The sequence below is a fragment of the Thermodesulfobacteriota bacterium genome (assembly GCA_040755095.1).
In the GTDB taxonomy this organism is placed as follows: Bacteria; Desulfobacterota; Desulfobulbia; order Desulfobulbales; family JBFMBH01; genus JBFMBH01.
In genome coordinates this window covers 15,898-37,002 of record JBFMBH010000017.1, presented here as the reverse complement: position 1 = coordinate 37,002, position 21,105 = coordinate 15,898, and the positions used below count along the sequence as shown (strand labels likewise).

Genomic DNA, 21,105 nt, shown 5'->3' with positions numbered 1-21,105 from the left:
GACGGAACAGCGGCCTGCGGTTCCCGCTATTCTAATCGGGACACACCTGGCGGTCAAGCATGGAGGCGGAGACGGCCTTGCAAAAATGGTGGCTCCGACCGACGGGCCGGTCTAGCGGGCTTGGCAGGAGAGGCGGCCGGTGACGGTGAGGGCGCCGGTGTCCAGGCGGTACAGAAGGCCCTGGCCGTTAATGGTAAAACCTGGGCCCTCCACCAACACCGGCCCGCCGCCCACGATCTGCTGATCCCGCACCAGGAAGCTGAGGAGCGGGGTCTCGATGCGGTAGCCGCTGGCGGCCCGGCCCTGGACATCCGGCTCCAGGCGCAGCTCCTGCCGGGTGGTCTCGAAGCTGCCGCGGCTGGCGGTGACCCGCAGGGCCTCTGCGCCGGCCTGCCGGAAGACGGCCTCCACCCCGACCAGGGCAAGGGTTTCGCCGCCGGGGCCGGTGCTGGCGGCCTGGTCGCTGATCAGCTCCCAGGCCTCGCCGTCCCGGCGCTCCAGGACGAAATGGGCTCGGCTGATGGCCAGCTGGGGCTGGCTTGTCCCTGGCGGTGCGGCGGCCTGGTCCGCGGTCCTGGCCAGGAACTGCGACAGCGGGCTCCGGAGCAGGGCGGTGGCGAGGATGGTGGCGGCCAGCGCCAGGGGCAGGCCTGGGCGCCGGCTCAATCCGGGCTGCATGCAGGCTGGGACCGGATTGGCAGGGGAGAAAAGGGGTGGCCGTGCCGGCCAGCGGCGACAAGCAGGTCAGCGCGGCGGCGCGAGGGGGGCACTGGCAGGGGACTTGGCATCACCGGGGCAGGGCATCGAGGATGCCGGCGACGAGGCCTTGCGCCTCCAGGAGAAGGTGGCAGACCTCCCGCACCGCACCCCGGCCGCCACCAGTGGTGGTGATGAAATGGGCGGCCTCCTTCACCTCCCGGGGCGCTTCCGGCACCGTGGCAGCCAGCCCCACCTGGCGCAAAAGGGCCAGGTCCAGCCAGTCGTCACCCATGAAGGCGATCTGGGACCAGGCGAGGCCCAGGCGGTCAGCCAGGGTCTGGCAGGTCTCCTTCTTGCGCCGGGCGCTCTGGAAGACATGGGTGAGCCCCAGATCCGCGGCCCGGCGCGCCACCACCTCCGACTGGCGGGCGGTGATGAGGGCGACCTCAAGGCCGGCCTCCAGGAGAAGCCGGATGCCCAGGCCATCCCGGACGTGGAACGCCTTCCACTCCTGGCCGCCGGGGCCGTAGTAGAGGGTGCCGTCGGTGAGGATGCCGTCCACGTCCAGGGCCAAGAGGCGGATGGAGCGGCCCCGGTGCAGGGCGCTCTGGTGGCGGTTGCCCATGGCCAGAAGGCCCCGGGTGACATCGCAGTCAGAAGGGTAGGATTCGTGGGGCATGGCCTGGCCGGCTACCCAAAGAGATACCGAGGCTACGCTGCCTTCCCCCGGAGAGCTTCCGCGACCTCACGTGCAGCGTCACCGGGCGCGCCTTTGGTGAGATACCGGCGGCTGCGCAGCTCAAAGGGGACGATCGAGGCGTCGAGGTCTGCCTCGACGATGGGGATCAAGCGCTTGCCCGTGCCCAGTGCGACGCCGAGTTCGAAGAGCAAGTCCGGACGTCGTGCATTGGCTGCGGAAACAATGGCCACGATCGCGTCGCTTCCCCGCAGGCCCGCCTCAACGGCCTCTGAGATCGAATCGCCGGGATGCACCTGCCACGTGTCGAGCCACACCTCCACACTCTGATCCCGCAACGCCTCCGCGAACTTGCGAACCCACTCCGTGTCGTCGTGCGAGTAGGAAATGAAGACCTTAGGTCCGCTCATGGGGCACCCTCGTCGGAACTGCAGGGATGGCGCCGGATCCGGCCACGGAGTTGACCGAGGTACACGTCGATCTCGTTCAATGTGAGCAGATCCCGCTTTTTGAGGAGGACCGGAACGCCCGGTCGCGCCTGAAGCTCGCTTGCCGATAGTCCCAGAAGGAGACCTACAATGGGAATGCGCCGGCCCCAGGCCGCGCCCAGCTCGGCCCAGACGTACGGCCGCTCGAGTGCCCAGGGTGTGATCAGCACCACCAGTTCGTCGGCTTTCTCCAGGAAGGACAGGATGTCGTCCTCAAAATCGGCGCCGACGTCAATTTCCGCCTCGTCAAGAAAGGGCACTGCACCGCGGTCCGCGATCTCGCGTGCGATCTGCTTGGCGACCCAGGTGTCTGTGCCGCTGTGGCTGATGAACACCAGATGTTGGCCGCGATCGTTGGTCAATGGGCTGGTCTCCGTGGGTCCTCACCGAAGCTCTTCCTGGACCGCCCGGCGGATGGCCAGGAGGCGATCGAGCAGTGGACCCACTTCGGCCAGGGGCAACGAATTGGGGCCATCGCACCGGGCCCGGTCCGGGTCCGGATGCACCTCGAAAAAGACGCCGTCCACGCCGGCTGCCACCGCGGCCCGGCTCAAGGCGGCCACATGCCGGCGCTCGCCAGCCGAGCAGCCGTCACCGGCACCGGGCAGCTGCACCGCATGGGTGGCGTCGAAGATGACCGGCCAGCCCAGGTCCGCCATGATCGCCAGGCCCCGCATGTCCACCACCAGGTTGTTGTAGCCGAACGAACTGCCCCGTTCGGTGAGGAAGATGCGATCACACCTCCCGGCCGCAAGCTTGGCCACCACGTGGCGCATGTCCCATGGGGCGAGAAACTGGCCCTTCTTGACATTGACCACTCGGCCGCTGGCCGCAGCGGCCAGCAGGAGGTCGGTCTGGCGGCAGAGGAAGGCCGGAATCTGGATGACGTCCAGCACGTCCGCGGCGGCCGGCACCTGGGCCGGCTCATGGACATCGCTGGTGACCGGCAGATCAAGATCGGCCTTGAGGCGGGCCAGGATGGCCAAGCCCTTCTTCAGGCCCGGGCCGCGGTAGGCCTGGGCCGAGGTGCGGTTGGCCTTGTCCCAGGAGGCCTTGAAGATGAAGGATACGCCGCGCTGGGCGGTGAGATCCCGGAGGGTGAGGGCGATGTCCCGGGCCAGGGCCTCGTCTTCCAAAACGCAGGGCCCGGCGATGACCAGGAGCGGCTGGCCGGCACCGACCGTCAGGCGGCCGGCCAGGGAGACCAGGGTCATTTTTCGCCGCGCCGCCGCAGGGCCGCGGCGATGAAGGCCGTGAACAGGGGGTGGGGGGCCATGGGCCGGCTCTTGAACTCGGGATGGAACTGGCAGCCCAGGAACCAGGGATGGTCGGTCAGCTCGACGATCTCCACCAGCTCGTTGTTGGGGGAGACGCCACTCACCACCAGGCCCCTGGCCTCCAGGGCCTCGCGGTACTGGTTGTTGAATTCGTAGCGGTGGCGGTGGCGCTCGAAGATCTCATCCGTGCCATAGGCCTGATGAGCGAGGCTGCCCGGCATAAGCCGGCAGGGATACGCCCCCAGCCGCAGGGTGCCGCCGAAGTCGGAATGCTCGTCCCGGATCTGGATCTCCTGGGTGCGGTAGTCGAACCACTCCCGCATCAGGTAGATGACCGGCTGGGGGGTTTCCGGATCGAACTCCCGGCTGTTGGCCTCGGGCAGGTCGGCCACGTGGCGGGCGAACTCCACCACCGCCAGCTGCATCCCCAGGCAGATGCCGAAAAACGGGATCTTGCCCATCCGGGCGAAGGTGACGGCATTGATCTTGCCCCGCACCCCTCGGCCACCAAAGCCCCCGGGCACCAGGATGCCGTCGACGTCGGCCAACAGCGCCTCCGGCGGCTTGTCCTCCAGGTCCTCAGCGCTGACGTACTGGAGCTCCACCCGGGCGTCGTTGGCGATGCCGCCGTGAACCAGGGCCTCATGCAGGCTCTTGTAGGACTCTTTCAGGTCGACATACTTGCCGATGATGCCGATCTTGACCTGGCGGCCGGGGCTTTTGATCCGGTCCACCAGCTCCCGCCAAGGCTCCAGGCGTGGCGCCCCGGTCCAGACGTTCAGCAGATCGAGGATCTTGTTGTCCAGGCCCTCCTCGTGGAAGCACAAGGGCACCTCGTAGATGCTCTCCACGTCCCGGGCGGTGATCACCGCATCCACGTCGACGTTGCAGAACAGGGCGATCTTGGATTTGATCTCCCGGGACAGGCGCTGCTCGGTGCGGCACAAAAGGATGTCCGGCTGGATGCCGATGGCCCGGAGCTCCTTGACCGAGTGCTGGGTGGGCTTGGTCTTGACCTCGCCGGCGGTGCGGATATAGGGGACGAGGGTGACGTGGATGAAGATGGCGTTCTGGCGGCCGGCGTCGATGCGGAACTGGCGGATCGCCTCCAGGAAGGGCAGGCTTTCGATGTCGCCCACCGTGCCGCCGATCTCGATGATGGCCACGTCGATGCCGTCGGCCAGGCTGCGGATGGCAGCCTTGATCTCGTCGGTGATATGGGGGATGACCTGGACCGTGCCCCCCAGGTACTCACCCCGGCGCTCCTTGGTGATGACGGCGTTGTAGATGCGGCCGGTGGTGTAGTTGTTCGCCTGGCCCATGGTGACATGGGCGTAGCGCTCGTAGTGGCCCAGATCGAGGTCGCTTTCGGCGCCATCGTCGGTGACGAACACCTCCCCGTGCTGGAAGGGGTTCATGGTGCCGGGATCGACGTTGATGTACGGGTCGAGCTTCTGGAAGGTGACCTTGAGGCCGCGGCTTTCCAGGAGGGCGCCGATGGCGGCAGCTGCCAGGCCCTTGCCCAGGGAGGAGAGAACGCCGCCGGTGATGAAGATGAATTTCGTCTTGTGAGGGGCGCGGCTCGGACTCATGGCGGCAGTATAGCCAGCGGTCGGGTTTTGTCAATACGGCGGGACAGCGGCCGTCAAGGCTCACGGGACGCGGGGTTGCCAGCGGCCGGCGAATGGAGCACAATCGGGCAAGCAGCTCTGTTCGCAAGCCCTCTAGCCCAGGTCCAGCCCATGAAGCGTCTTGTTCTTCTGGCCGGTGTCATGCTGGCCGCCGGCCTGGCCGGCTGCTCGACCCACAAGCCGGCGGCGCTGCCGCCGGCCACCTCCCTTCCTCCCCCATCGCTCCCCAGCCGGCTGCCGCCAACAACCGGCCGCATCCCGGCAACCCAGCGGCCCTATGTCATCGACGGCCGCACGTACTACCCCCTGCCCTCAGCGGTGGGCTACGTGGAGGAAGGGGTCGCGTCCTGGTACGGCGAGCCCTCCCACGGCCGGCGTACCGCCTGTGGAGAGGTCTACGACATGTACGGCCCCACCGTGGCCCACAAGACGCTGCCCATGCACACGCCGCTCCTGATCCAGAACCTGGACAACGGCCTGGAGATGGTGGCCCGGGTCAACGACCGGGGTCCTTTCGTCAAGGAGCGGGTGGTGGATCTTTCCTACGGGGTGGCCCGGGAGCTGGGGGTGGTGGCCCGGGGCACCGCCCGGGTGCGCATCGCGGCTCTGGGGGAGGGGATTCCCCCGGGGGCGCCGGGCGGCGCTCCCCAGCTGCTGCCGCCGCCTGATTTCGACCGCGGCGAGTTCTATATCCAGGTGGGCGCCTTCGTGGAGTCGGCCAATGCCGAGCGGCTGCGGGCGCAGCTGGCCGGGGCGGGCAGTCAGGCGGTTATCGAGCGCTACGACCGGGGCGACCAGGTCTTCTTCCGGGTGCAGGTCTATGCCGGCCGGCACCTGGCCGCGGCCCGGGAAGCGGAGGTGGCCTGGAGCGGCGCCGGCTATCCCCAGGCCTTTGTGGTCGCCCGCTGATACCCGGCACTGCAAAATGGCCAACAGGTAGGGGCAGCCCCCCGTGGCTGCCCGCCGGCCTTGCTACGGCAGCCATGGGGCTTGCCCCTACCACCCGCGCTACCGATGCCGCGCGACGGGGCGCTCAGTGCTTGAAGGCCCGCTGGCCGGTGAATTTCATGGCCACCTGGGGCCGGGCCTCGTTGCATGCCTGGATGGTCTCCCAGTCCCGGGCCGAGCCGCCGGGCTGGACGATGGCGGAGACCCCCTGGCGGATCCCCACGTCGGCCCCATCCCGGAAGGGGAAGAAGGCGTCGGAGACCATGATCGAGCCCGGCAGCCCGGCCCGGTCGGCCTGGACCTGCCGGTCGATCTCCTCCTTTTCGGCCTGGTCCCGCTCCCCCTTGTCGATGGCCAGAGTCAGGTCCGCGTACGGGATGCCCAGGCGGTCGAAGCAGAGGATGTCGGCGTACTTGGTGTAGGCCTTGTAGACGGCGATCTGGGCCACCCCCACCCGGTCCTGCTCGCCGGTGCCGATGCCCGTCGTGCAGCCGTCCTTGACATAGATCACCGAGTTGGAGGTGACGCCCTGCTCCACAGCCCAGCCGAAGAGCATGTCGGCGACCTCCCGGGCGTCCGGCTCCCGCTCCACCCGGTGCTCCTGCCCCTTGACCACGCACACCGCAGGCTTGAGGTCCTGCGGCCTGAGAACCGCATTGACCGGCGACTGCTGGACGATGATGCCGCCGTCGATGAGGCTCTTGAAGTCCACAAAGCGCTGGTGGACAAAGTCGGCCAGCCGCTCGATGCCGGGCACCTTGACCACCCGGAGGTTCTTGCGCCGGGCCAGGATCGCCAGGCTGCCTTCCTCGAATTCCGGCGCGGCCACCACCTCCAGGTAGTTCTCGCTCATGGCCTCGGCGGTGGTCGTGTCCAGGGCCCGGTTCACCACCACCGCGCCGCCGAAGGCCGCGATGCGGTCCGCGCGGTTGGCCCGCTGGTAGGCTGTGGCCAGGGAGTCGCCCAGGGCGACGCCACACGGGTTGTTGTGCTTGACGATCACCGCCGCTGGGCTGGCCATGAGGAATTTCACGATATTGAGGGCATTGTCGATGTCGGTGAGGTTGATCTTGCCCGGGTGCTTGCCCACCTGCAGCATGTCCTCGACGCCGATGGCCGAGACCAGCCCGTGGCCTGGCGCCACGAACTGGCAGCCCCCCAGCACCAGGTTGCCGTTCACCAGCTCATAGAGGGCGGCCTCCTGGTCCGGGTTCTCGCCGTAGCGCACCCCCCGCTCATCGATGGTGCCGTCCTCCTGGGGGATCTTCCAGGTCTTCTTCCGGTAGACCAGGGTCTGGTCGCCGAAGGAGATGGTCATCTCCATGGGAAAATGGTCGCCCAGGATGGTGGTGTACATCTTCTTGAGATCGGCCATGCTGCTCCTCCTTGGGGGTATGAGCTGTGCGGTTGCGGTTCTGGTGAGCCCTGGCGTGCAGGGTCAAAAGGGTCTTGGCGCCGAGCTGCCTGTTGGGCTCGTGGGACTTATGGGACCTGTAGGACCTATGGGACAGATGAACCCCCGGGGATTCGCGGCGCGACTACGCCGCCTGGAAGGCGCTGTCCCAGTCCTTGCACACCGGGTCGAAGCCCTGGGCCCGGATGGCGGCGGCTACCTGGGCCAGCGACCGGTGGTCGCCGACGGCGAACTGCTCGCCGGCCCGCTCCGGCTGAGAATAGCCGCCCGGAGCGGTGCAGGAGCCGGCGGAGTAGCGGGTGGGGCCCAGGCCCATCATGCCGTCCCGGAAGCGCGCCTCCTCCCGGGTGGAGAGCACCAGGCCCACATCCGGATCGAAGAGCCGCAGGGCGAAGACCAGCTGGGCCAGATCCCGCTCGCCCACCGGGGCCAGAGCCTGGAACTCGCCGGTGGCCGGCCGCAGGCGCGGGAAGGAGACGGTGCAGGCGGTCTGCCAGAAATGGCGCCGCAGCCAGGCCAGATGGAGGCCGATGGCCAGGCCCTCGGCCCGCCAATCGGCCAGGCCCAGCAGGGCGCCGATGCCCACCTCCCGCATGCCGGCGGCGGCGGCCCGGGCCGGGGTGGCAAGGCGGAAGTCGTAATCCCGCTTGCGGCCAGCCGGATGGACCTGGGCGTAAACCCGGCGGTCGTAGGTCTCCTGGTAGACGGTGACGCCGGTGACCCCGGCGGCGAACAGCTGCCGGTAGCCCTCTTCGGACAGGGGCTGCACCTCCACCGCAAGGGCGGCGAAGCGGTCCTTGAGACGCCGGGCCAGGGCCGCCAGGCGGGCTACCCCCAGGTGGGGGGGGGATTCGCCCGCTACCAGGAGCAGATGGGCGAAGCCCCGGCCCCGCAAGATCTCGGCCTCCGCCTCTGCCTCGTCCAGGCTCAAGGAGCGGCGGGCAATGGCGTGGTCCGCGGAAAAGCCGCAGTAGAGGCAGCGGTTGGCGCAATAGTTGGAGAGATAGACCGGGGCGTAGAGCTGGATGGTGCGGCCGAACCGCTGCCGGGTGAGGCTGGCGGAACGGGCCGCCATCTCCTCCAACCGGTGGCCGGCAGCCGGGGACAACAGGGCTGCCAGGCGCTCCAAGGTCAGGCCGGTGGAGGCCATTGTCCTGTCGACCTGGGCCGGCGTCACCGCCGCCAGGCGGGCGGTGAGCGCAGGGAAATCCGGGATGGCTGGGGCAAGGCTTGCGGCCGGCATGGGGGAAGCGGAGTCTGGGCTCGGCCGGGCAGGCAGCTACCCGTGCAGGAAGCCGGTGAGAGGGGACGAGGCGGCAGCGGTGAAGCTGCGAGGGCCGAGGCCGGCCTCGAAGGCGGTGCGGCCGGCGGATACGGCCTGGGCAAAGGCCGCGGCCATGCGCACCGGGTCGGCGGCCACGGCAATGGCGGTGTTGACCAGCACGGCATCCGCCCCCATCTCCATGGCCTGGGCCGCATGGGAGGGGGCGCCCAGGCCGGCGTCCACCACCACCGGCACCGTGGCCTGGTCGATGATGATCGCCACCATGAGGGCGGTGGTGAGGCCGAGGTTGGTGCCAATGGGCGCGCCCAGGGGCATCACCGCCGCGGCCCCGGCATCCTGGAGTCGCAGGGCCAGGATCGGGTCGGCATTCATGTACGGCAGCACGGTGAAGCCGTCCGCCGCCAGCTCCCGGGTGGCGGCCAGGGTCTCCACCGGATCCGGCAGCAGGGTACGGGGGTCGGGGGTCACCTCCAGCTTCACCCAGTCGCCGCCGCCGGCCGCCCGGGCCAGCCGGGCCAGGCGCACCGCCTCGGCGGCGGTGCGGGCGCCGGAGGTGTTGGGCAGGAGCCAGTAGCGGCTCCGGTCCACGGCGGCCAGGGTATCGTCCGCCGGATCGTCGAGATTCACCCGCCTGAGGGCCACCGTGACCATCTCCGCCTGGGAGGCGTCCAGGGCGGCGGCCAGGACCTCGCCGGAGGCGAACTTGCCGGTACCGACAAAGAGGCGGGAGCGGAAGGTTTTGCCAGCGATGACCAGCATGGCTTCAGCCCCCCCCCACGAAGCGGACCAGCTCCAGCACCCCGCCGTCTGCCAGCACCGTCTGGCTGTAGTCATCCTTCTTGAGGACGCGACCGTCGAGCTCCACCACCAGGGTATGGGGGTTGAGCGCAAGATCGCGGATGAGGTCGGCCACCGTGCTGCCGGCGGCAACCGCTGTGGCCTTGCCGTTGACCGTCACGGTCATGACCTGATCTCCTCCTCGTCCTCGACTCCCAAGAGCAGGCGCAGGATCTGGTTGGCCTGCTGGTGGGCGGCGATGCCCACCCGCGGGGCCATGAGCCCCCGGCCGGGCTGCGCCGCCGAGATCTCGTCGCCCACCAGATAGATGCGGGGCGCCAGGCGCCGGGTGCGGATGGTGTTGTTGTCGCCGAAGCCGGCAAGCCCCGAGGCGCCCACGTAGGCCACCCCGGGCATGGCGAGCCGGACCGCCCGGAGGGCTGCGGCCTTCATCGGGGCGCTGTCGAAGCACTCGGCCAGCACCTGGACGCCGGCAAAGACCTCCGGGATGTTCTCTTCGCTGAGGAGCACATCCCGGGTCGCGACCCGGATGCACGGACTCACCCGGCGCAGGGTGGCGGCCAGGGCACTGGTCTTCTTTTCGCCGATCTGGTCGATGAAGTACTGCTGGCGGTTGAGGTTGCTGGGCTCCACCACGTCGAAGTCCGCCAGGATCAGGGTGCCGACGCCGATCCGCGCCAGGGCCACCGCCACCATAGAGCCTAAGCCCCCAAGGCCCATGATCCCCACCGTCGCCGCCTCGATCCGGGCATGCACCCCGGGGGTGTGGCGGGCATGAAGCAGGTGGCGCATCTCGCCGGCGTCCGGGATCTCACCCCGGCGGATGAGGGCGACCTCGTCGCCATCCGCCAGAGTCTGGTCCGGGCTGGCCGGAAAACCGTTGACGATGAAGAGATCCGCCGCCGGCTTCAGCCGGGCGGCCAGGGCCGCCGGAGTCAGCCCCGGCGCGAAGGGAAGGGATCGCTCGTTGACCAGCAGCACCGTCCAATCTTACCGTAACCAGCCGGCCTGGGGTAGCGGTTTTCCCCGCTGGCGCGCCGGCATCAGCAGCAGGGCTCGGCCGAGCGCAGGAAGCCACCGGGCAGGGTGAGGAGGTCGTTCGTGGCCGGCAGCAGAACCGCAAGATCGCCGGTCGAGGTGGTCAAGGCGGTCAGGGCATGGCGCTGGCGGCGGCTGTGCCGGGCGAGGTGGACCAGGGCGCAGATCCTGGCCCCGGCCTGGCGGGCAAAATCCAGGGCGCCGGTGACGCTGCCGTGGCCGGCCGGGGGATCCTGGAGGGCAAAGGCCTCGTGGACGATCAGCTGGCAGCCCCGGGCCAGGGCGAGACAGGCCGCATTGGGGCGGCCGTCGCCGCTGTAGTAGATGGCCTGGTGGCCGTCGTCCAGGCGCAGGGCCAGGTTCATGGCGGAATGCTCGCTGGCAGCGGTCGCCAGCGTAAAGCCGGCCAGGCACATGGCACCGCCGTCCGGAATCGGGGTCAGCTGCAGGGGGAAGCCCAGCCGGGGCAAGAGGCCCGGGTAGGCGAGCTCGAAGGCCTGGGGGACAACCCGCTCCACGCCGGGGGGGCCGCAGACAACGAGCGGCCGGCGCCGGCCCTCCTCCCACAGCCGGAGCAGGAGAAGGGGCAGGCCGAAGAAGTGGTCGCCGTGGAAGTGGGACAGCCAGACCAGCTCCAGGGCATCCCGGTCGGCACAGAAGGCGAAGAAGCGGTGGGCAGCGGTGAAGCCGCAGTCCAGGAGGGCCAAGCCGGCCGGGCTTTGGGGGCTGCTCCGCACCAGGAGGGCGGTGTTCCCCTCCCGTTCGTCACAGGCCTCACCGACTCCAAGGAAAAGGATCTGCACCGTCGTTCTTCCTGGCCGCCGCTAGCGGCTGATCTCCTGCCTGGCCAGGGCCGCCCGCTCTTCATAAGCCTTGCGGCAGATGGCCACATCAGCCACGAAGTGACCGATCTCGTTCATGGTCAGGGCCTGGGGGCCGTCGCACAAGGCCCGTTTGGGCTCGGGGTGGCATTCCACCAGGATCATGTTGGCACCGGCGATCACCCCTTGCGCTGCAGCGTGGAAGATGTCCGGCAGGCAATCCGGCGCGATCTCTTTGATACCTACCGAGTGGGTGGGATCCACCGCCACCGGCAGGCGGGTCAGCCTTTTGACCACCGGCACGTGGGCAAAGTCCACCAGGTTGCGGTGGGGCTCGCCGAGCTGGGTCTTGACACCCCGCAGGCAGAAGATGATCTGCCGGTTGCCGGAGCTGGCGATGTACTCGCAGGCATTCAGGGAGTCCTCGATGGTGAGTCCCATACCCCGCTTGTAGAGGACCGGGAATTCCGCCTGTGAGCCCACCGCTTTCAGGAGCTCGAAGTTCTGGGCGTTCCGGGTGCCCACCTGGAGCATGATGCCGGTGGGCCGGCCGGCCGCCTCCAGTGCCTCTTTGATCTCCTCGATGTGCACCGCCCGCAGCACCTCCAGGGCCAGCACCTTGATGCCGTATTTCCCGGCCAGCTCGAAGACATAGGGCAGGCACTCCCGGCCGTGGCCCTGGAAGTCGTAGGGGCTGGTGCGGGGCTTGTAGGCACCCATGCGGGCGGTGGCGATCCCATGCTCCTTGAGGGAGCGGAATACCGCCTCGACGTTGGCCGGGTTGTCCACGGCACACAGGCCCATGAAGATGTGCAGGTTGTCCTGGCTGAACGAGACGCCGTTGTACTCGAAGCCGAGATCCCGCAGGTCAACGCCGTGGCGGCCAATCTGGCGGTATTTGCTGGAGATGCGCACCACGCGCTCCACCCCCACCATGCGCTCCAGGGGCTCGGTGGGCACGTCGTGGGTGGAGCCGATGACATAGATCTCGGTCACCGAGCGGCTGGCCCCATGGATGACCGAGCGCTGGGTCCGGACCTGGGGGAAATGGCGCAGAAAGTCGAAGACCTGGTTGGCCTCCGGGCTGTCGGGATCGATGTGGGGCTTCAAGATGATGATCATGGGGGCAGATTCCTGAGCCTGAGCGGGCTCTTTATATAAGGTAGAAGCGTCTGGGCAGCAATCGGCTGCCAGTGTGGACGGACATATACCACCAAACGCCGGTTTTGCCAAAGAGGATCGGCGACCGGTCTGCCCTCGGGGTCGGGGTCGGAATCGGAAGCGGGATCGTCCTTTCCGCCTTTTCCGGCCTTCCCCGCAGCCCCAAAAGATCGGCCCCGATCCCGATAACGACCCCGACCCCGAGCAGGGCCTTGGCGCGCGCGGGCGAAAGGGTTTGACAGGGCCGGCGGCCGGATTCTATCCTCGGGACGGCAGGGCGCATCAGCCCATTTGCTTCAACCCTTGCTGCCAGGAGACTGCCCCATGGACCAGGACCCCGCGCCCCCCGAGAACTTCCGCCAGTTCCAGGCCCGATTCGCCGACATGTTCGCGGCCTACGAGGAGGGAGCCCGGCTGGCCCGTGCCAGCGGCCCTCTGGACGAGGTGACCAGCCATCTCGTGCAGCTGGCGGCAGCCATTGCCATCCGCAGCCAGGGGGCGGTCCATTCCCACACCCGCCGGGCCCTGGCCGCCGGCGCCAGTCCGGAGGCTATCTTCCAGGTGGTGAACCTGCTGATCAGCACGGTGGGCTTTCCCAACGCCGCGGCCGGCTTTTCCTGGATCAACGACGTCGTCGGCCGCAATCAGCGCTGAGAAGCGGCGTCAAGGGAGGGCACGATGCCGGATCTGGCGAAAAGTCTGGGCGTCCGCTTCCTCGCAGCCACCAACCTGAGCCGCCGGGGGTCGGGGGAGAGGCTGGCCATCGCGCCGGTGCCGGCAGTGAAGACCTGCCCCGGCAGCCGCCGCCTGGCTCTGCCGGCGCCGCAGCCGCCGCCGGCCGATCTCTGGCAGATCCTGGCCCACCGCCGCTCCCGGCGGCGCTACGGTACGCGGCCCGTGACCCTGAGCGAGCTGGCGATCCTGCTGTGGGCCAGCCAGGGGCTTACCGATCCCTCCCGCCGGCCGGAGCTGCGGGCAGCGCCCTCCGCCGGGGCGCTCCATCCCATCGAGACCTACTGCCTGTGCCACCGGGTGGAGGATGTGGCGCCCGCCATCGCCCATCTGGATGTGGCGGCCTTTGCCCTGGAGATCCTGGCTGAGGGTCCGGTACGGGAGCCGCTCCTGTCCGCTCTTCTCGGGCAGACCATGGCCATGGGCGCCGCGGTCACCGTGGTCTGGTCGGCCCGCCTGCGCCGGACCATGGCCAAGTACGGGGATCGGGGCCTGCGCTACATCTGGCTGGATGCCGGCCACCTGGCGCAAAACCTGCTCCTGGCCGCCGAGGCCCTGGGGCTTGCCGCCTGCCCGGTGGGCGCCTTCTGCGACGACGAGCTCAACCAGCTCCTGGGCCTCGATGGCCAGGAGGAGACGGTGCTCTATCTGGTCACCGTCGGCCCGCCGGCCTGAGCCCGCCGCGGGCCGTCCCTTCTTCCGGGTTTTCGGCCATGAACATTCCTGCCGCTCCCGGATGCTGGCGGTGGGAGGTGACAGGGGTAGGCATCGGAAATGGCCTGCGGTATGATGGAAGGTGGGCGTGGAAGCCAGGCGGAGGTCCGGGCCGGCCTGCTGCGACGGTCAAGGTGATCCTGCCCCCCCCTCTTCCCGCTCCTCCCCATGAGGCCATGACCTCCCTGCCGCCCCCCAAGCCAACGCATCTTGCCCGGTCCCCGGGCGTCAGCCGCACCATCGCCGGGGCCCTGCTCCTGTGGACCGTCGGCATCGCCGGGGCGCTGGCCTGGAATCTGGCCGAGGAGCGGGCGGAGGCCGGGCGCCATGCCCGCATCGAGGCGGAAACCATCATCAACAAGGATCTCGCTCTGCGCCGCTGGGTGGCTTCCCGCGGCGGCGTCTATGTCAGGCCGGGCGCAGAGACGCCGCCCAACCCCTTTCTGGCCGGTCCGGGACGGGATGTGGTCACTTCCGATGGCCAGGCTCTCACCCTCATGAACCCCGCCTATGTGCTGAGACAGGTGATGGAAACCTACGGCCACCAGAGCGGCGGACGCGGCCACATCACCAGCCTGGTGCCCCGGAACCCGGACAATGCCCCGGATCCCTGGGAGCGGCAGGCTCTGGTCGCCTTTTCGCGTGGTGCCAGCGAGGCGGTGGCTGTCGGTGATGTCGAGGGCCGGCCGGCCATCCGGTTGATGTTGCCGATGCGCATGGAAGAGGCCTGCCTCAAGTGCCATGCCGACACCGGGGTGGAGGTGGGTGAGGTCCGGGGCGGGATCAGCACCGTGGTTCCCCTGGAGCGCTATCTGGCCAGCTCCCGGCAGCATATGGAGGCCCTGGTTTTGTCCCATGGCGGGCTCTGGCTGGCGGGCTTTGCCGGCATGGGCCTGGCCTGGCGCCGGGCGCGCCGGGAGGAGGGACGACGCCAGGTGGCGGAGGCGGCGCTCCTCGAGCAGCAGGCGCTGCTGGAGGCGACGGTGGCGGAGCGGACTGCCCAGTGGCGCGAGGAGCTGGCGCAGCGGGAGCAGGCGCAACAGGGGCTGGAGACCGCCAATGCGGAGCTGGCCCGGGCCTGCGCCGACCTCAAGCAATCCCAGTCCCTTCTGGTCCAGAACGAGAAGATGGCGGCGGTGGGGGTGCTGGCGGCCGGTATCGCCCATGAGATCAACAACCCCAACAGCTTTGTCATGAGCAACCTCCAGATCCTGCACAAGTATGCTGGCCGGGTGCAGGAATTCCTGGCCGCCGGTGCCGATCCGGAGCGGCAGGCCGAGCTGCCGGCCCTGCGGGCGCGCCTGAAGATCGATGCCATCCTGGCTGATCTGGAGTCCCTGGTGGCGGAGTCCCTGGAAGGGACGCAGCGGATCAAGAACATCGTCCTCAACATGAAGCAGTTCGCCCGGAGGGAGGACGGCGACAGCCGGTTGGCGGATGTCAACGCCGGCCTCGCCAGCACCCTCAACATCGTCTGGCACGAGCTCAAGTACAAGGCCACGGTCCAGAAGGAGCTGGGGCCGCTGCCCTTCACCCGCTGCAATCTCGGCCAGCTCAACCAGGTCTTCCTCAATCTCATCATGAACGCGGTGCAGGCCATTCCCGAGCAGGGCGAGATCACGATCCGCTCCTGGCACGACGGGGATCAGATCCTGGTGGCGGTCAGCGACAACGGACACGGCATGGCGCCGGAGATCCAGGCCCGGATCTTCGAGCCCTTCTTTACCACCAAAGAGCCCGGGAAGGGCACCGGCCTGGGGTTGGCCATCTCCTACGACATCGTCCGCCAGCATGGCGGCGAGATCACGGTGGCCAGCGAGCCGGGGAGCGGCACCACCTTCACGGTGCGGCTCCCGGTGCAGGCCTGAAGAGGGGCGTCGTGGACCGGTCCCTGGACTACCAGTATCTGTTCCTGCTGCCTGAAGGCCGGGAGGTGCGGGTGGCCATCGCCATCGAGCCGCACACCATGATTCTCTCCAGCCTGCCGGATCCGCCCTGGCCGGTCTGGACCGGCCTGGCCTTCCACCAGTGCCCCAATTGCCCGCTGGCCGGCGACGCCCTTCCCGCCTGTCCGGCGGCCCTGGCCCTGCTGCCGGTGGTGCGGAGCTTCGGTGGGCTCGCCTCCCACGATCCGGTGCAGGTCGAGATCATCACCCCGGAGCGGCGCATCAGCCAGGGGACGACGGCCCAAAGGGCGATCGGCTCCCTGGCCGGCCTGCTCTTGGCCGTCTCCGGCTGCCCGCGCACCGCCTTCTTCCGGCCCATGGCCCGCTTCCACCTGCCCCTGGCCAGCGAGGCGGAGACGACCTACCGGGCGGCCTCCATGTATCTCATGGCCCAGTATTTCCGGCGCCGGGATGGCCAGGAGCCGGACCACGATTTCGCGGGGCTGGCCGCCCTCTACCAGGAGATCCAGGCGGTCAACGCTGCCTTGGCCAAGCGCCTGCGGGCCGCCACGGAAACGGACTCCTCGGTGAACGCCATCATCCTGCTGGACATGTACGCCAAGGCGATGCCCTATGTCATCCGGGACGCCATGGAAGAGCTCCGGTACCTTTTTGCGTCTTATTGCGAGAACGACTCATGCCCCTGACCCATGACCACTGCTGGCAGGCCCTGGCCGCCATGGCCGATCCTGTCCTGGTCATCGACCCCCGGTTCCGGGTGCTGTTCATGAACGAGGCGGCGCGCCGCCTGTACCCGGCTGCGGCCCTGGACCAGGGCGAGGCCTTCTGCTATGCCATCAGCCATGGCCGGGACCGGCCTTGCCAGCTCCTGGGCGAGCACTGTCCCCTGCAGGAGGTGACGGCCACCGGGCAGGCGGTGCGCATCGTCCATGATCACTCGCGGCCCGGGGAAGCGCCGTGCTTCGTCGAGGTTTCGGCCGCGCCGCTGCGGGATGAGACCGGCGCTGTGATCGCGGTGGTGGAGACCCTCCGGGAGGTGAACAACCAGGCCCTGGTGCGCACCCTGGAGGAGTCCCAGATCCGCTTCCGCCGGATCATGGAGTCGGCGCCGGACGGGATGATCACCACCGACGCAGCAGGGGTCATCGTGGACTGCAACCAGGCGGCGGGTCGCATGTTCGGCTACGCCCCCGGTGAGCTGGTGGGACAGCCCATCGATCGCCTGCTGCCGGAGCACCAGGGCGTGGCCGCGGCCCTGGCGGTGCCGGAGGCGGAGGCTACAGAGCCGGCGGCCGCCGGCGGCCGGGTGCAGGAGACCATCGGCCGACACCGGAGCGGTGCCGAGCTGCCCGTGGAGATCTCTCTGGCCGCATGGAGCTGGGGCGGCAAGCGCTTCTTCTCCTCGATCATCCGGGACATCACCGACCGCAAGCGCCTGGAGAACGCCCTGCAGGAGGAAAAGGGGCTCCTGGAGCAGTCCCGCTACGATCTCATGGCCCGGCACACCGACCTGCAGGCCCTGGTCACCCTGGTGGAGAAGGCCAAGCGGGAGTGGGAGGGGACCGTGGACTGCATCGCGGACATGGTCGCCCTGGCCAACAGCGAAGGCCGGATCCTGCGCTGCAACCGGGCCTTCGCCGAGCTGGTGGAGGTGCCCGTCGCGCAGATTTGGGGGGAGCGGTGGCAGGTGCTGCTCGCCCGGCAAGGGCTGGCCGTGGACCCTGCCGGCGCCCAGGGCCAGGAGCATTACCATGCCGGCAGCGGGCGCTGGCTGGCCGTGAGTCTCTATCCCATCCAGCCCGAGCTGCGGGAGGGTCCGGCCGGGCGGGTGGTCACCATCCACGACATCACGGAGATCAAGCGGATCAGCCAGGAGCTGGAGGAGAAGAACCGGCAGATCGAGGGCAACCGCCAGAACCTGCAGGGAGCCCTGGATCAGGTCTCCACTCTCATCCGGCAAGTGGCCCAGGATGGCCGCTTCGACACCCGGTTCGTCAATCCGGATCTGACGCCTTGCTGGCAACGGTTGGCCTGCTCCCGGACCGACTGCCCCTGCCACGGCCGGGAGCCGGTCCGCTGCTGGCAGCTGGCGGGCACCTTTTGCCGGGGGAAGGCGCAGGGGGAATTTGCCGCCAAGCTGGGCAACTGCATGGCCTGCACCCACTACCGCAGTGTGGTCGACGACCCCATCGCCGCCATCGGCGAGCAGTTCAACAACATGATGTACATGCTGGAAGGCAAGAATCAGGAGCTGGAGAGGGCCTACAACGACCTGAAGCAGACCCAGGCCCAGCTGCTGCAAGGGGAAAAGATGGCCTCCATCGGCCAGCTGGCCGCCGGTGTCGCCCACGAGATCAACAACCCCATCGGCTTTGTCACCAGCAACCTGGCCTCCCTGGGCAAGTATGTCAACCGGTTGATCGAGCTGGTGGGCCTGCAGGAGAAGATGGTCGCGGCGGCCGGCAGCGCGGAGGGGCAGGAGCAGGTGGCGGCTGCTCGGCAGCGGCTGAAGATTCCCCTGATCCTGACCGACCTGCCGGCCCTGTTGGCGGAGACCCAGGAGGGCCTGGACCGGGTCCGGAAGATCACCACCGATCTCAAGGGGTTTGCCCGTCTGGACGGGGCGGAGCGCCAGTTCGCCGATCTCAACGCCTGTCTGGAAAGCACCATCACCATTGCCTGGAACGAGCTCAAATACAAGGCAACCCTGGTGCGGGATTTCGGCGATCTACCCCTGGTGGAGTGCTTTCCCCAAAGGCTCAATCAGGTCTTCCTCAACCTTCTGATGAACGCGGCCCAGGCCATCAACGGCAAGGGGGAGATTACTGTCCGCACCTGGCAGGAGGGGGATGACGCCCTGATCTCCATCCGCGACACCGGCTGTGGCATCCCGGCAGAGCACATCGGTCGCATCTTCGAGCCGTTCTTCACCACCAAGGAGGTGGGCAAGGGGACCGGCCTGGGCTTGAGCATCGTCTACGATATCGTCACCAAGAGCCATGGCGGTGCGATCACAGTGGCCAGTGAGCCGGGTCAGGGGACGGTCTTCACCGTCCGGCTGCCCATGCGGATGAAGGCGGAAGGATGAAGGATGAGGGATCGGGAGAGGACTTGATGGAACGGACCAGCGAGGAGCACCGGATCCTGCTCATCGAGGACGAGCCGGTCATGATGGGGGTGCTGGTGGATCTGTTGCAGAGTGTAGCCCGGGGCGCTTGCCAGGTGCTGCCGGCTGCCTGTCTGGCTGCCGGTCTGGAGGTCCTGCGCCGGGTGGCCGTGGATCTGGTGCTGCTGGATCTCAGCCTGCCGGACTCGGCTGGCCTCGCTACCCTGTCGGCGGTTCTGGCCGCCGCTCCCGAGGTGGCGGTGGTGGTGCTCACCGGCCTGGACGACCAGGACTTGGCCAGACGGGCGATCCAGGCCGGGGCCCAGGACTATCTGGTCAAGGGCCAGGCGGATGGGCGGCAGATCACCCGGGCCCTGGCCTACGCCCGGGAGCGGCGCCGGATCCTGGCCAGCCTGCAGCAGAGAAACGAGGAGCTGGCCCAGGCGCGGGCCCAGCTGGAGAAGGCGCTGGTTGACCTGAAGGACAGCCAGGTCCTGGTGCTGCAGCAGGAGAAGATGGCCTCCATCGGCCAGCTGGCGGCGGGCATCGCCCATGAGATCAACAACCCCGTGGGCTTCATCACCAGCAACCTCAACACCTTGCAGCGCTACCTGGCGCGGCTCTCCGAGCTCGTGGCCCTGCAGAGCGCGGCCCTGGCTGCCGAGGCGCCCCGGGCCGGCGCAGCCCTGGGCACCAAGCGGCAGGAGTGGAAGATCGACATGATCCTGGAGGACGCCCCCCAGCTCATCGCGGAGTCCCTGGACGGGGCCGAGCGGGTGCGGCGGATCGTGCAGGAGCTGCGGACCTTTGCCCGCCGGGATCAGGCCGAGGAGAAGGAGGCCGACCTCAACCAGGTGGTGGAGGGCGCCATCGCCATTGCCTGGAACGAGCTCAAGTACAAGGCCACCCTGGTGCGGGAGCTCGGGGAGCTGCCGCCGGTGCGGTGTCACTACCAGCAGCTGGGGCAGGTGGTGATGAACCTGCTGCTCAATGCTGTGCAGGCCATTGAGTCCCAGGGCGAGATCTGTGTGCGGACCTGGCGGGAGGGAGACTTTGTCTGCATCGCGGTCCAGGACACGGGCTGTGGCATCCCCCGGGAGCATCTGGACCGGATTTTCGAGCCGTTCTTCACCACCAAGGAAGTGGGCAAAGGCACGGGACTGGGGTTGAGTATCGTCTACAACGTGGTCCACAAGCACGAAGGCACGATTGACGTGGACAGTCGCGTGGGAGAAGGGACCACCTTCACGGTCCGCCTGCCGATTCGCGCTGCCGATCCTGCCCGGATCGATCAGGATCTCATCGGCAAGGCCTTGTAGGGGACAGCCTCGGAAGAAGCTGCGACGTTCTCATAGGGTGGGGAGCCATGGAGCACGCAATCCTGTTCGTCGATGATGAAAAGAACATCCTGCGCACCCTGCAGCGGCTGTTCATGGACGAGCCGTACCGGATTCTTCTGGCCAACAGCGGTCCGGAGGGGCTGGCCCTCCTGGAGCAGGGGGAGCGGCCGGCGGTCATCGTCTCCGATCAGCGGATGCCGGGCATGGGCGGGGTGGAGTTTCTGACCAAGGCCCAGGCCCTGGCACCGGACAGCATCCGGATGGTGCTCACCGGCTACGCGGACATCAACGCCGCGGTTGATGCGGTGAACCTTGGTGGCGCCTCCCGCTACCTGCTCAAGCCGTGGCACGACGATGATCTGCGGCTGGTGATCCGGGACGCGGTGGCCCGCTTCGATCTCGAGCGGGCCAACCGGGAGCTGACCTTCCAGCTGACCGATCAGAACCGGCAGCTGGAGGAGCTGACAGCCGAGCTGGAGGAGCGGGTGCAGCTGCGGACCCGGGAGCTGGACGACGCCCTGCAGACCCAGCGCCGCCTGAGCAGGATGCTGGAGCGGAAGGTGCAAGAGCTGGAGGGCCGGGACCGCATCCAGCAGCACCTGCTCACCCTCCATCCCCTGGCGGAAACCCTCAAGACCGTGCTGGAGACGGTGGTCCGAGCGGTGCCGGTGGACCGTGCCGCCCTCTACCTGACACCGCTGGCCGGGGAGGAGCAGGGGCCGGCGGCCAGCCATCCTGACGCCGGCGACGGCGACCTGCTCGCAGGGCTGGCAGACGAGGTCCGCCAGGTGGCGGCCTCCGGCGAGCCCTGGACCGGGGTGGTCGGCCCGGATACGGCCGTGCTCCTGGTGCCGATGGTGAAGGGGGACGAGGTGCTGGGGGTGATGGCGGTGAGTCGGGGCGGCCCGCAGCCGTTGCGGGACGAGGAGCGCAAGGCCCTGGCCAGCCTGGTGGGCCTGGCAGCCATCGCTGTCCACGACTCCCGGGTGCACGACGGGCTGCCCTCGCTGTGCGCCACCCTGGACGAGGTATTGGGAGGCTTGTGATCC

At 68.6% G+C, this 21,105-nt stretch carries 21 protein-coding genes; 8 read left to right on the top strand and 13 right to left on the bottom strand.

The window, feature by feature from the left end; translation table 11 throughout:
* Positions 1–111: 111 nt before the first annotated feature.
* The 6 genes from lptC to AB1634_04730 form a co-directional block, all read right to left on the bottom strand.
* Positions 112–666 carry an LPS export ABC transporter periplasmic protein LptC gene (gene lptC / locus AB1634_04755; protein ID MEW6218831.1) on the bottom strand — a complete coding sequence of 185 codons (555 nt, stop codon included), beginning with the start codon at positions 664–666 and terminating at the stop codon, positions 112–114.
* A 121-nt stretch (positions 667–787) separates the two neighbouring features.
* Complete coding sequence (locus tag AB1634_04750; protein ID MEW6218830.1) at positions 788–1,378, bottom strand: HAD hydrolase family protein; 591 nt, start codon at positions 1,376–1,378, stop codon at positions 788–790.
* A 32-nt stretch (positions 1,379–1,410) separates the two neighbouring features.
* Complete coding sequence (locus tag AB1634_04745; GenBank protein ID MEW6218829.1) at positions 1,411–1,806, bottom strand: toll/interleukin-1 receptor domain-containing protein; 396 nt, start codon at positions 1,804–1,806, stop codon at positions 1,411–1,413.
* Positions 1,803–2,246 carry a toll/interleukin-1 receptor domain-containing protein gene (locus tag AB1634_04740; GenBank protein MEW6218828.1) on the bottom strand — a complete coding sequence of 148 codons (444 nt, stop codon included), beginning with the start codon at positions 2,244–2,246 and terminating at the stop codon, positions 1,803–1,805. The genes AB1634_04745 and AB1634_04740 overlap by 4 nt, the downstream gene beginning before the upstream one ends.
* A gap of 21 nt (positions 2,247–2,267) precedes the next feature.
* On the bottom strand, positions 2,268–3,098 hold the full coding sequence (gene kdsA / locus AB1634_04735; protein MEW6218827.1) for a 3-deoxy-8-phosphooctulonate synthase: 831 nt from the start codon (positions 3,096–3,098) through the stop codon (positions 2,268–2,270).
* A complete protein-coding gene (locus AB1634_04730; GenBank protein ID MEW6218826.1) occupies positions 3,095–4,753 on the bottom strand; it encodes a CTP synthase in 1,659 nt (552 codons plus the stop codon). The genes kdsA and AB1634_04730 overlap by 4 nt, the downstream gene beginning before the upstream one ends.
* Positions 4,754–4,903: 150 nt before the next feature.
* Between AB1634_04730 and AB1634_04725 the strand changes: the two genes are divergently transcribed.
* The gene (locus AB1634_04725) at positions 4,904–5,701 is read left to right on the top strand and encodes a septal ring lytic transglycosylase RlpA family protein (protein ID MEW6218825.1); all 798 of its coding nucleotides are present in this window, start codon (positions 4,904–4,906) and stop codon (positions 5,699–5,701) included.
* Positions 5,702–5,825: 124 nt separating this feature from the next.
* On the opposite strand, the gene AB1634_04720 is transcribed toward AB1634_04725, so the two are convergent.
* The 7 genes from AB1634_04720 to AB1634_04690 all read right to left on the bottom strand — a co-directional run bounded on the left by AB1634_04720 (position 5,826) and on the right by AB1634_04690 (position 12,218).
* Complete coding sequence (locus AB1634_04720; GenBank protein MEW6218824.1) at positions 5,826–7,115, bottom strand: IMP cyclohydrolase; 1,290 nt, start codon at positions 7,113–7,115, stop codon at positions 5,826–5,828.
* A 163-nt stretch (positions 7,116–7,278) separates the two neighbouring features.
* Positions 7,279–8,397 carry a 2-iminoacetate synthase ThiH gene (gene thiH / locus AB1634_04715; protein MEW6218823.1) on the bottom strand — a complete coding sequence of 373 codons (1,119 nt, stop codon included), beginning with the start codon at positions 8,395–8,397 and terminating at the stop codon, positions 7,279–7,281.
* 36 nt (positions 8,398–8,433) lie between these two features.
* Entirely contained in the window at positions 8,434–9,198 is a 765-nt protein-coding gene (locus tag AB1634_04710; protein MEW6218822.1) for a thiazole synthase, read from the bottom strand.
* Between the two features lie 4 nt (positions 9,199–9,202).
* Entirely contained in the window at positions 9,203–9,403 is a 201-nt protein-coding gene (gene thiS / locus AB1634_04705; protein ID MEW6218821.1) for a sulfur carrier protein ThiS, read from the bottom strand.
* On the bottom strand, positions 9,400–10,218 hold the full coding sequence (thiF, locus tag AB1634_04700; GenBank protein MEW6218820.1) for a sulfur carrier protein ThiS adenylyltransferase ThiF: 819 nt from the start codon (positions 10,216–10,218) through the stop codon (positions 9,400–9,402). Before thiF ends, thiS begins: the two co-directional genes overlap by 4 nt.
* Positions 10,219–10,280: 62 nt before the next feature.
* Complete coding sequence (locus AB1634_04695) at positions 10,281–11,078, bottom strand: MBL fold metallo-hydrolase (GenBank protein ID MEW6218819.1); 798 nt, start codon at positions 11,076–11,078, stop codon at positions 10,281–10,283.
* A 21-nt stretch (positions 11,079–11,099) separates the two neighbouring features.
* Positions 11,100–12,218, bottom strand: coding sequence for a 3-deoxy-7-phosphoheptulonate synthase (locus tag AB1634_04690; protein ID MEW6218818.1), 1,119 nt, complete (start codon positions 12,216–12,218; stop codon positions 11,100–11,102).
* Between the two features lie 363 nt (positions 12,219–12,581).
* Between AB1634_04690 and AB1634_04685 the strand changes: the two genes are divergently transcribed.
* From AB1634_04685 to AB1634_04655, 7 genes are all read left to right on the top strand, one after another.
* A complete protein-coding gene (locus AB1634_04685) occupies positions 12,582–12,911 on the top strand; it encodes a carboxymuconolactone decarboxylase family protein (GenBank protein ID MEW6218817.1) in 330 nt (109 codons plus the stop codon).
* Between the two features lie 24 nt (positions 12,912–12,935).
* On the top strand, positions 12,936–13,664 hold the full coding sequence (locus AB1634_04680) for a SagB/ThcOx family dehydrogenase (GenBank protein ID MEW6218816.1): 729 nt from the start codon (positions 12,936–12,938) through the stop codon (positions 13,662–13,664).
* Between the two features lie 215 nt (positions 13,665–13,879).
* The gene (locus AB1634_04675; GenBank protein MEW6218815.1) at positions 13,880–15,571 is read left to right on the top strand and encodes an ATP-binding protein; all 1,692 of its coding nucleotides are present in this window, start codon (positions 13,880–13,882) and stop codon (positions 15,569–15,571) included.
* An 11-nt stretch (positions 15,572–15,582) separates the two neighbouring features.
* Positions 15,583–16,296: a hypothetical protein gene (locus AB1634_04670; GenBank protein MEW6218814.1), complete on the top strand. Its 714-nt coding sequence runs from the start codon at positions 15,583–15,585 to the stop codon at positions 16,294–16,296.
* Positions 16,287–18,698 (top strand): PAS domain S-box protein, encoded by a 2,412-nt coding sequence (locus AB1634_04665; protein MEW6218813.1) that lies wholly within the window; start codon positions 16,287–16,289, stop codon positions 18,696–18,698. Before AB1634_04670 ends, AB1634_04665 begins: the two co-directional genes overlap by 10 nt.
* A gap of 26 nt (positions 18,699–18,724) precedes the next feature.
* Complete coding sequence (locus AB1634_04660) at positions 18,725–20,035, top strand: ATP-binding protein (protein MEW6218812.1); 1,311 nt, start codon at positions 18,725–18,727, stop codon at positions 20,033–20,035.
* A 47-nt stretch (positions 20,036–20,082) separates the two neighbouring features.
* Positions 20,083–21,102, top strand: a complete 1,020-nt coding sequence (locus AB1634_04655; protein ID MEW6218811.1) for a response regulator — start codon at positions 20,083–20,085, stop codon at positions 21,100–21,102.
* Positions 21,103–21,105 lie beyond the last annotated feature (3 nt).

Excerpts from the sequence above, each read along its gene's own strand:
- AB1634_04725 (MEW6218825.1), top strand. The coding sequence starts at position 4,904 with ATGAAGCGTCTTGTTCTTCTGGCCGGTGTCATGCTGGCCGCCGGCCTG.
- AB1634_04750 (MEW6218830.1), bottom strand. The coding sequence starts at position 1,378 with ATGCCCCACGAATCCTACCCTTCTGACTGCGATGTCACCCGGGGCCTT.
- AB1634_04730 (MEW6218826.1), bottom strand. The coding sequence starts at position 4,753 with ATGAGTCCGAGCCGCGCCCCTCACAAGACGAAATTCATCTTCATCACC.
- thiH (MEW6218823.1), bottom strand. The coding sequence starts at position 8,397 with ATGCCGGCCGCAAGCCTTGCCCCAGCCATCCCGGATTTCCCTGCGCTC.
- AB1634_04660 (MEW6218812.1), top strand. The coding sequence starts at position 18,725 with ATGGAACGGACCAGCGAGGAGCACCGGATCCTGCTCATCGAGGACGAG.
- AB1634_04685 (MEW6218817.1), top strand. The coding sequence starts at position 12,582 with ATGGACCAGGACCCCGCGCCCCCCGAGAACTTCCGCCAGTTCCAGGCC.
- AB1634_04675 (MEW6218815.1), top strand. The coding sequence starts at position 13,880 with ATGACCTCCCTGCCGCCCCCCAAGCCAACGCATCTTGCCCGGTCCCCG.
- AB1634_04655 (MEW6218811.1), top strand. The coding sequence starts at position 20,083 with ATGGAGCACGCAATCCTGTTCGTCGATGATGAAAAGAACATCCTGCGC.
- thiS (MEW6218821.1), bottom strand. The coding sequence starts at position 9,403 with ATGACCGTGACGGTCAACGGCAAGGCCACAGCGGTTGCCGCCGGCAGC.
- AB1634_04745 (MEW6218829.1), bottom strand. The coding sequence starts at position 1,806 with ATGAGCGGACCTAAGGTCTTCATTTCCTACTCGCACGACGACACGGAG.
- AB1634_04710 (MEW6218822.1), bottom strand. The coding sequence starts at position 9,198 with ATGCTGGTCATCGCTGGCAAAACCTTCCGCTCCCGCCTCTTTGTCGGT.
- AB1634_04720 (MEW6218824.1), bottom strand. The coding sequence starts at position 7,115 with ATGGCCGATCTCAAGAAGATGTACACCACCATCCTGGGCGACCATTTT.
- kdsA (MEW6218827.1), bottom strand. The coding sequence starts at position 3,098 with ATGACCCTGGTCTCCCTGGCCGGCCGCCTGACGGTCGGTGCCGGCCAG.
- AB1634_04680 (MEW6218816.1), top strand. The coding sequence starts at position 12,936 with ATGCCGGATCTGGCGAAAAGTCTGGGCGTCCGCTTCCTCGCAGCCACC.
- AB1634_04690 (MEW6218818.1), bottom strand. The coding sequence starts at position 12,218 with ATGATCATCATCTTGAAGCCCCACATCGATCCCGACAGCCCGGAGGCC.
- AB1634_04665 (MEW6218813.1), top strand. The coding sequence starts at position 16,287 with ATGCCCCTGACCCATGACCACTGCTGGCAGGCCCTGGCCGCCATGGCC.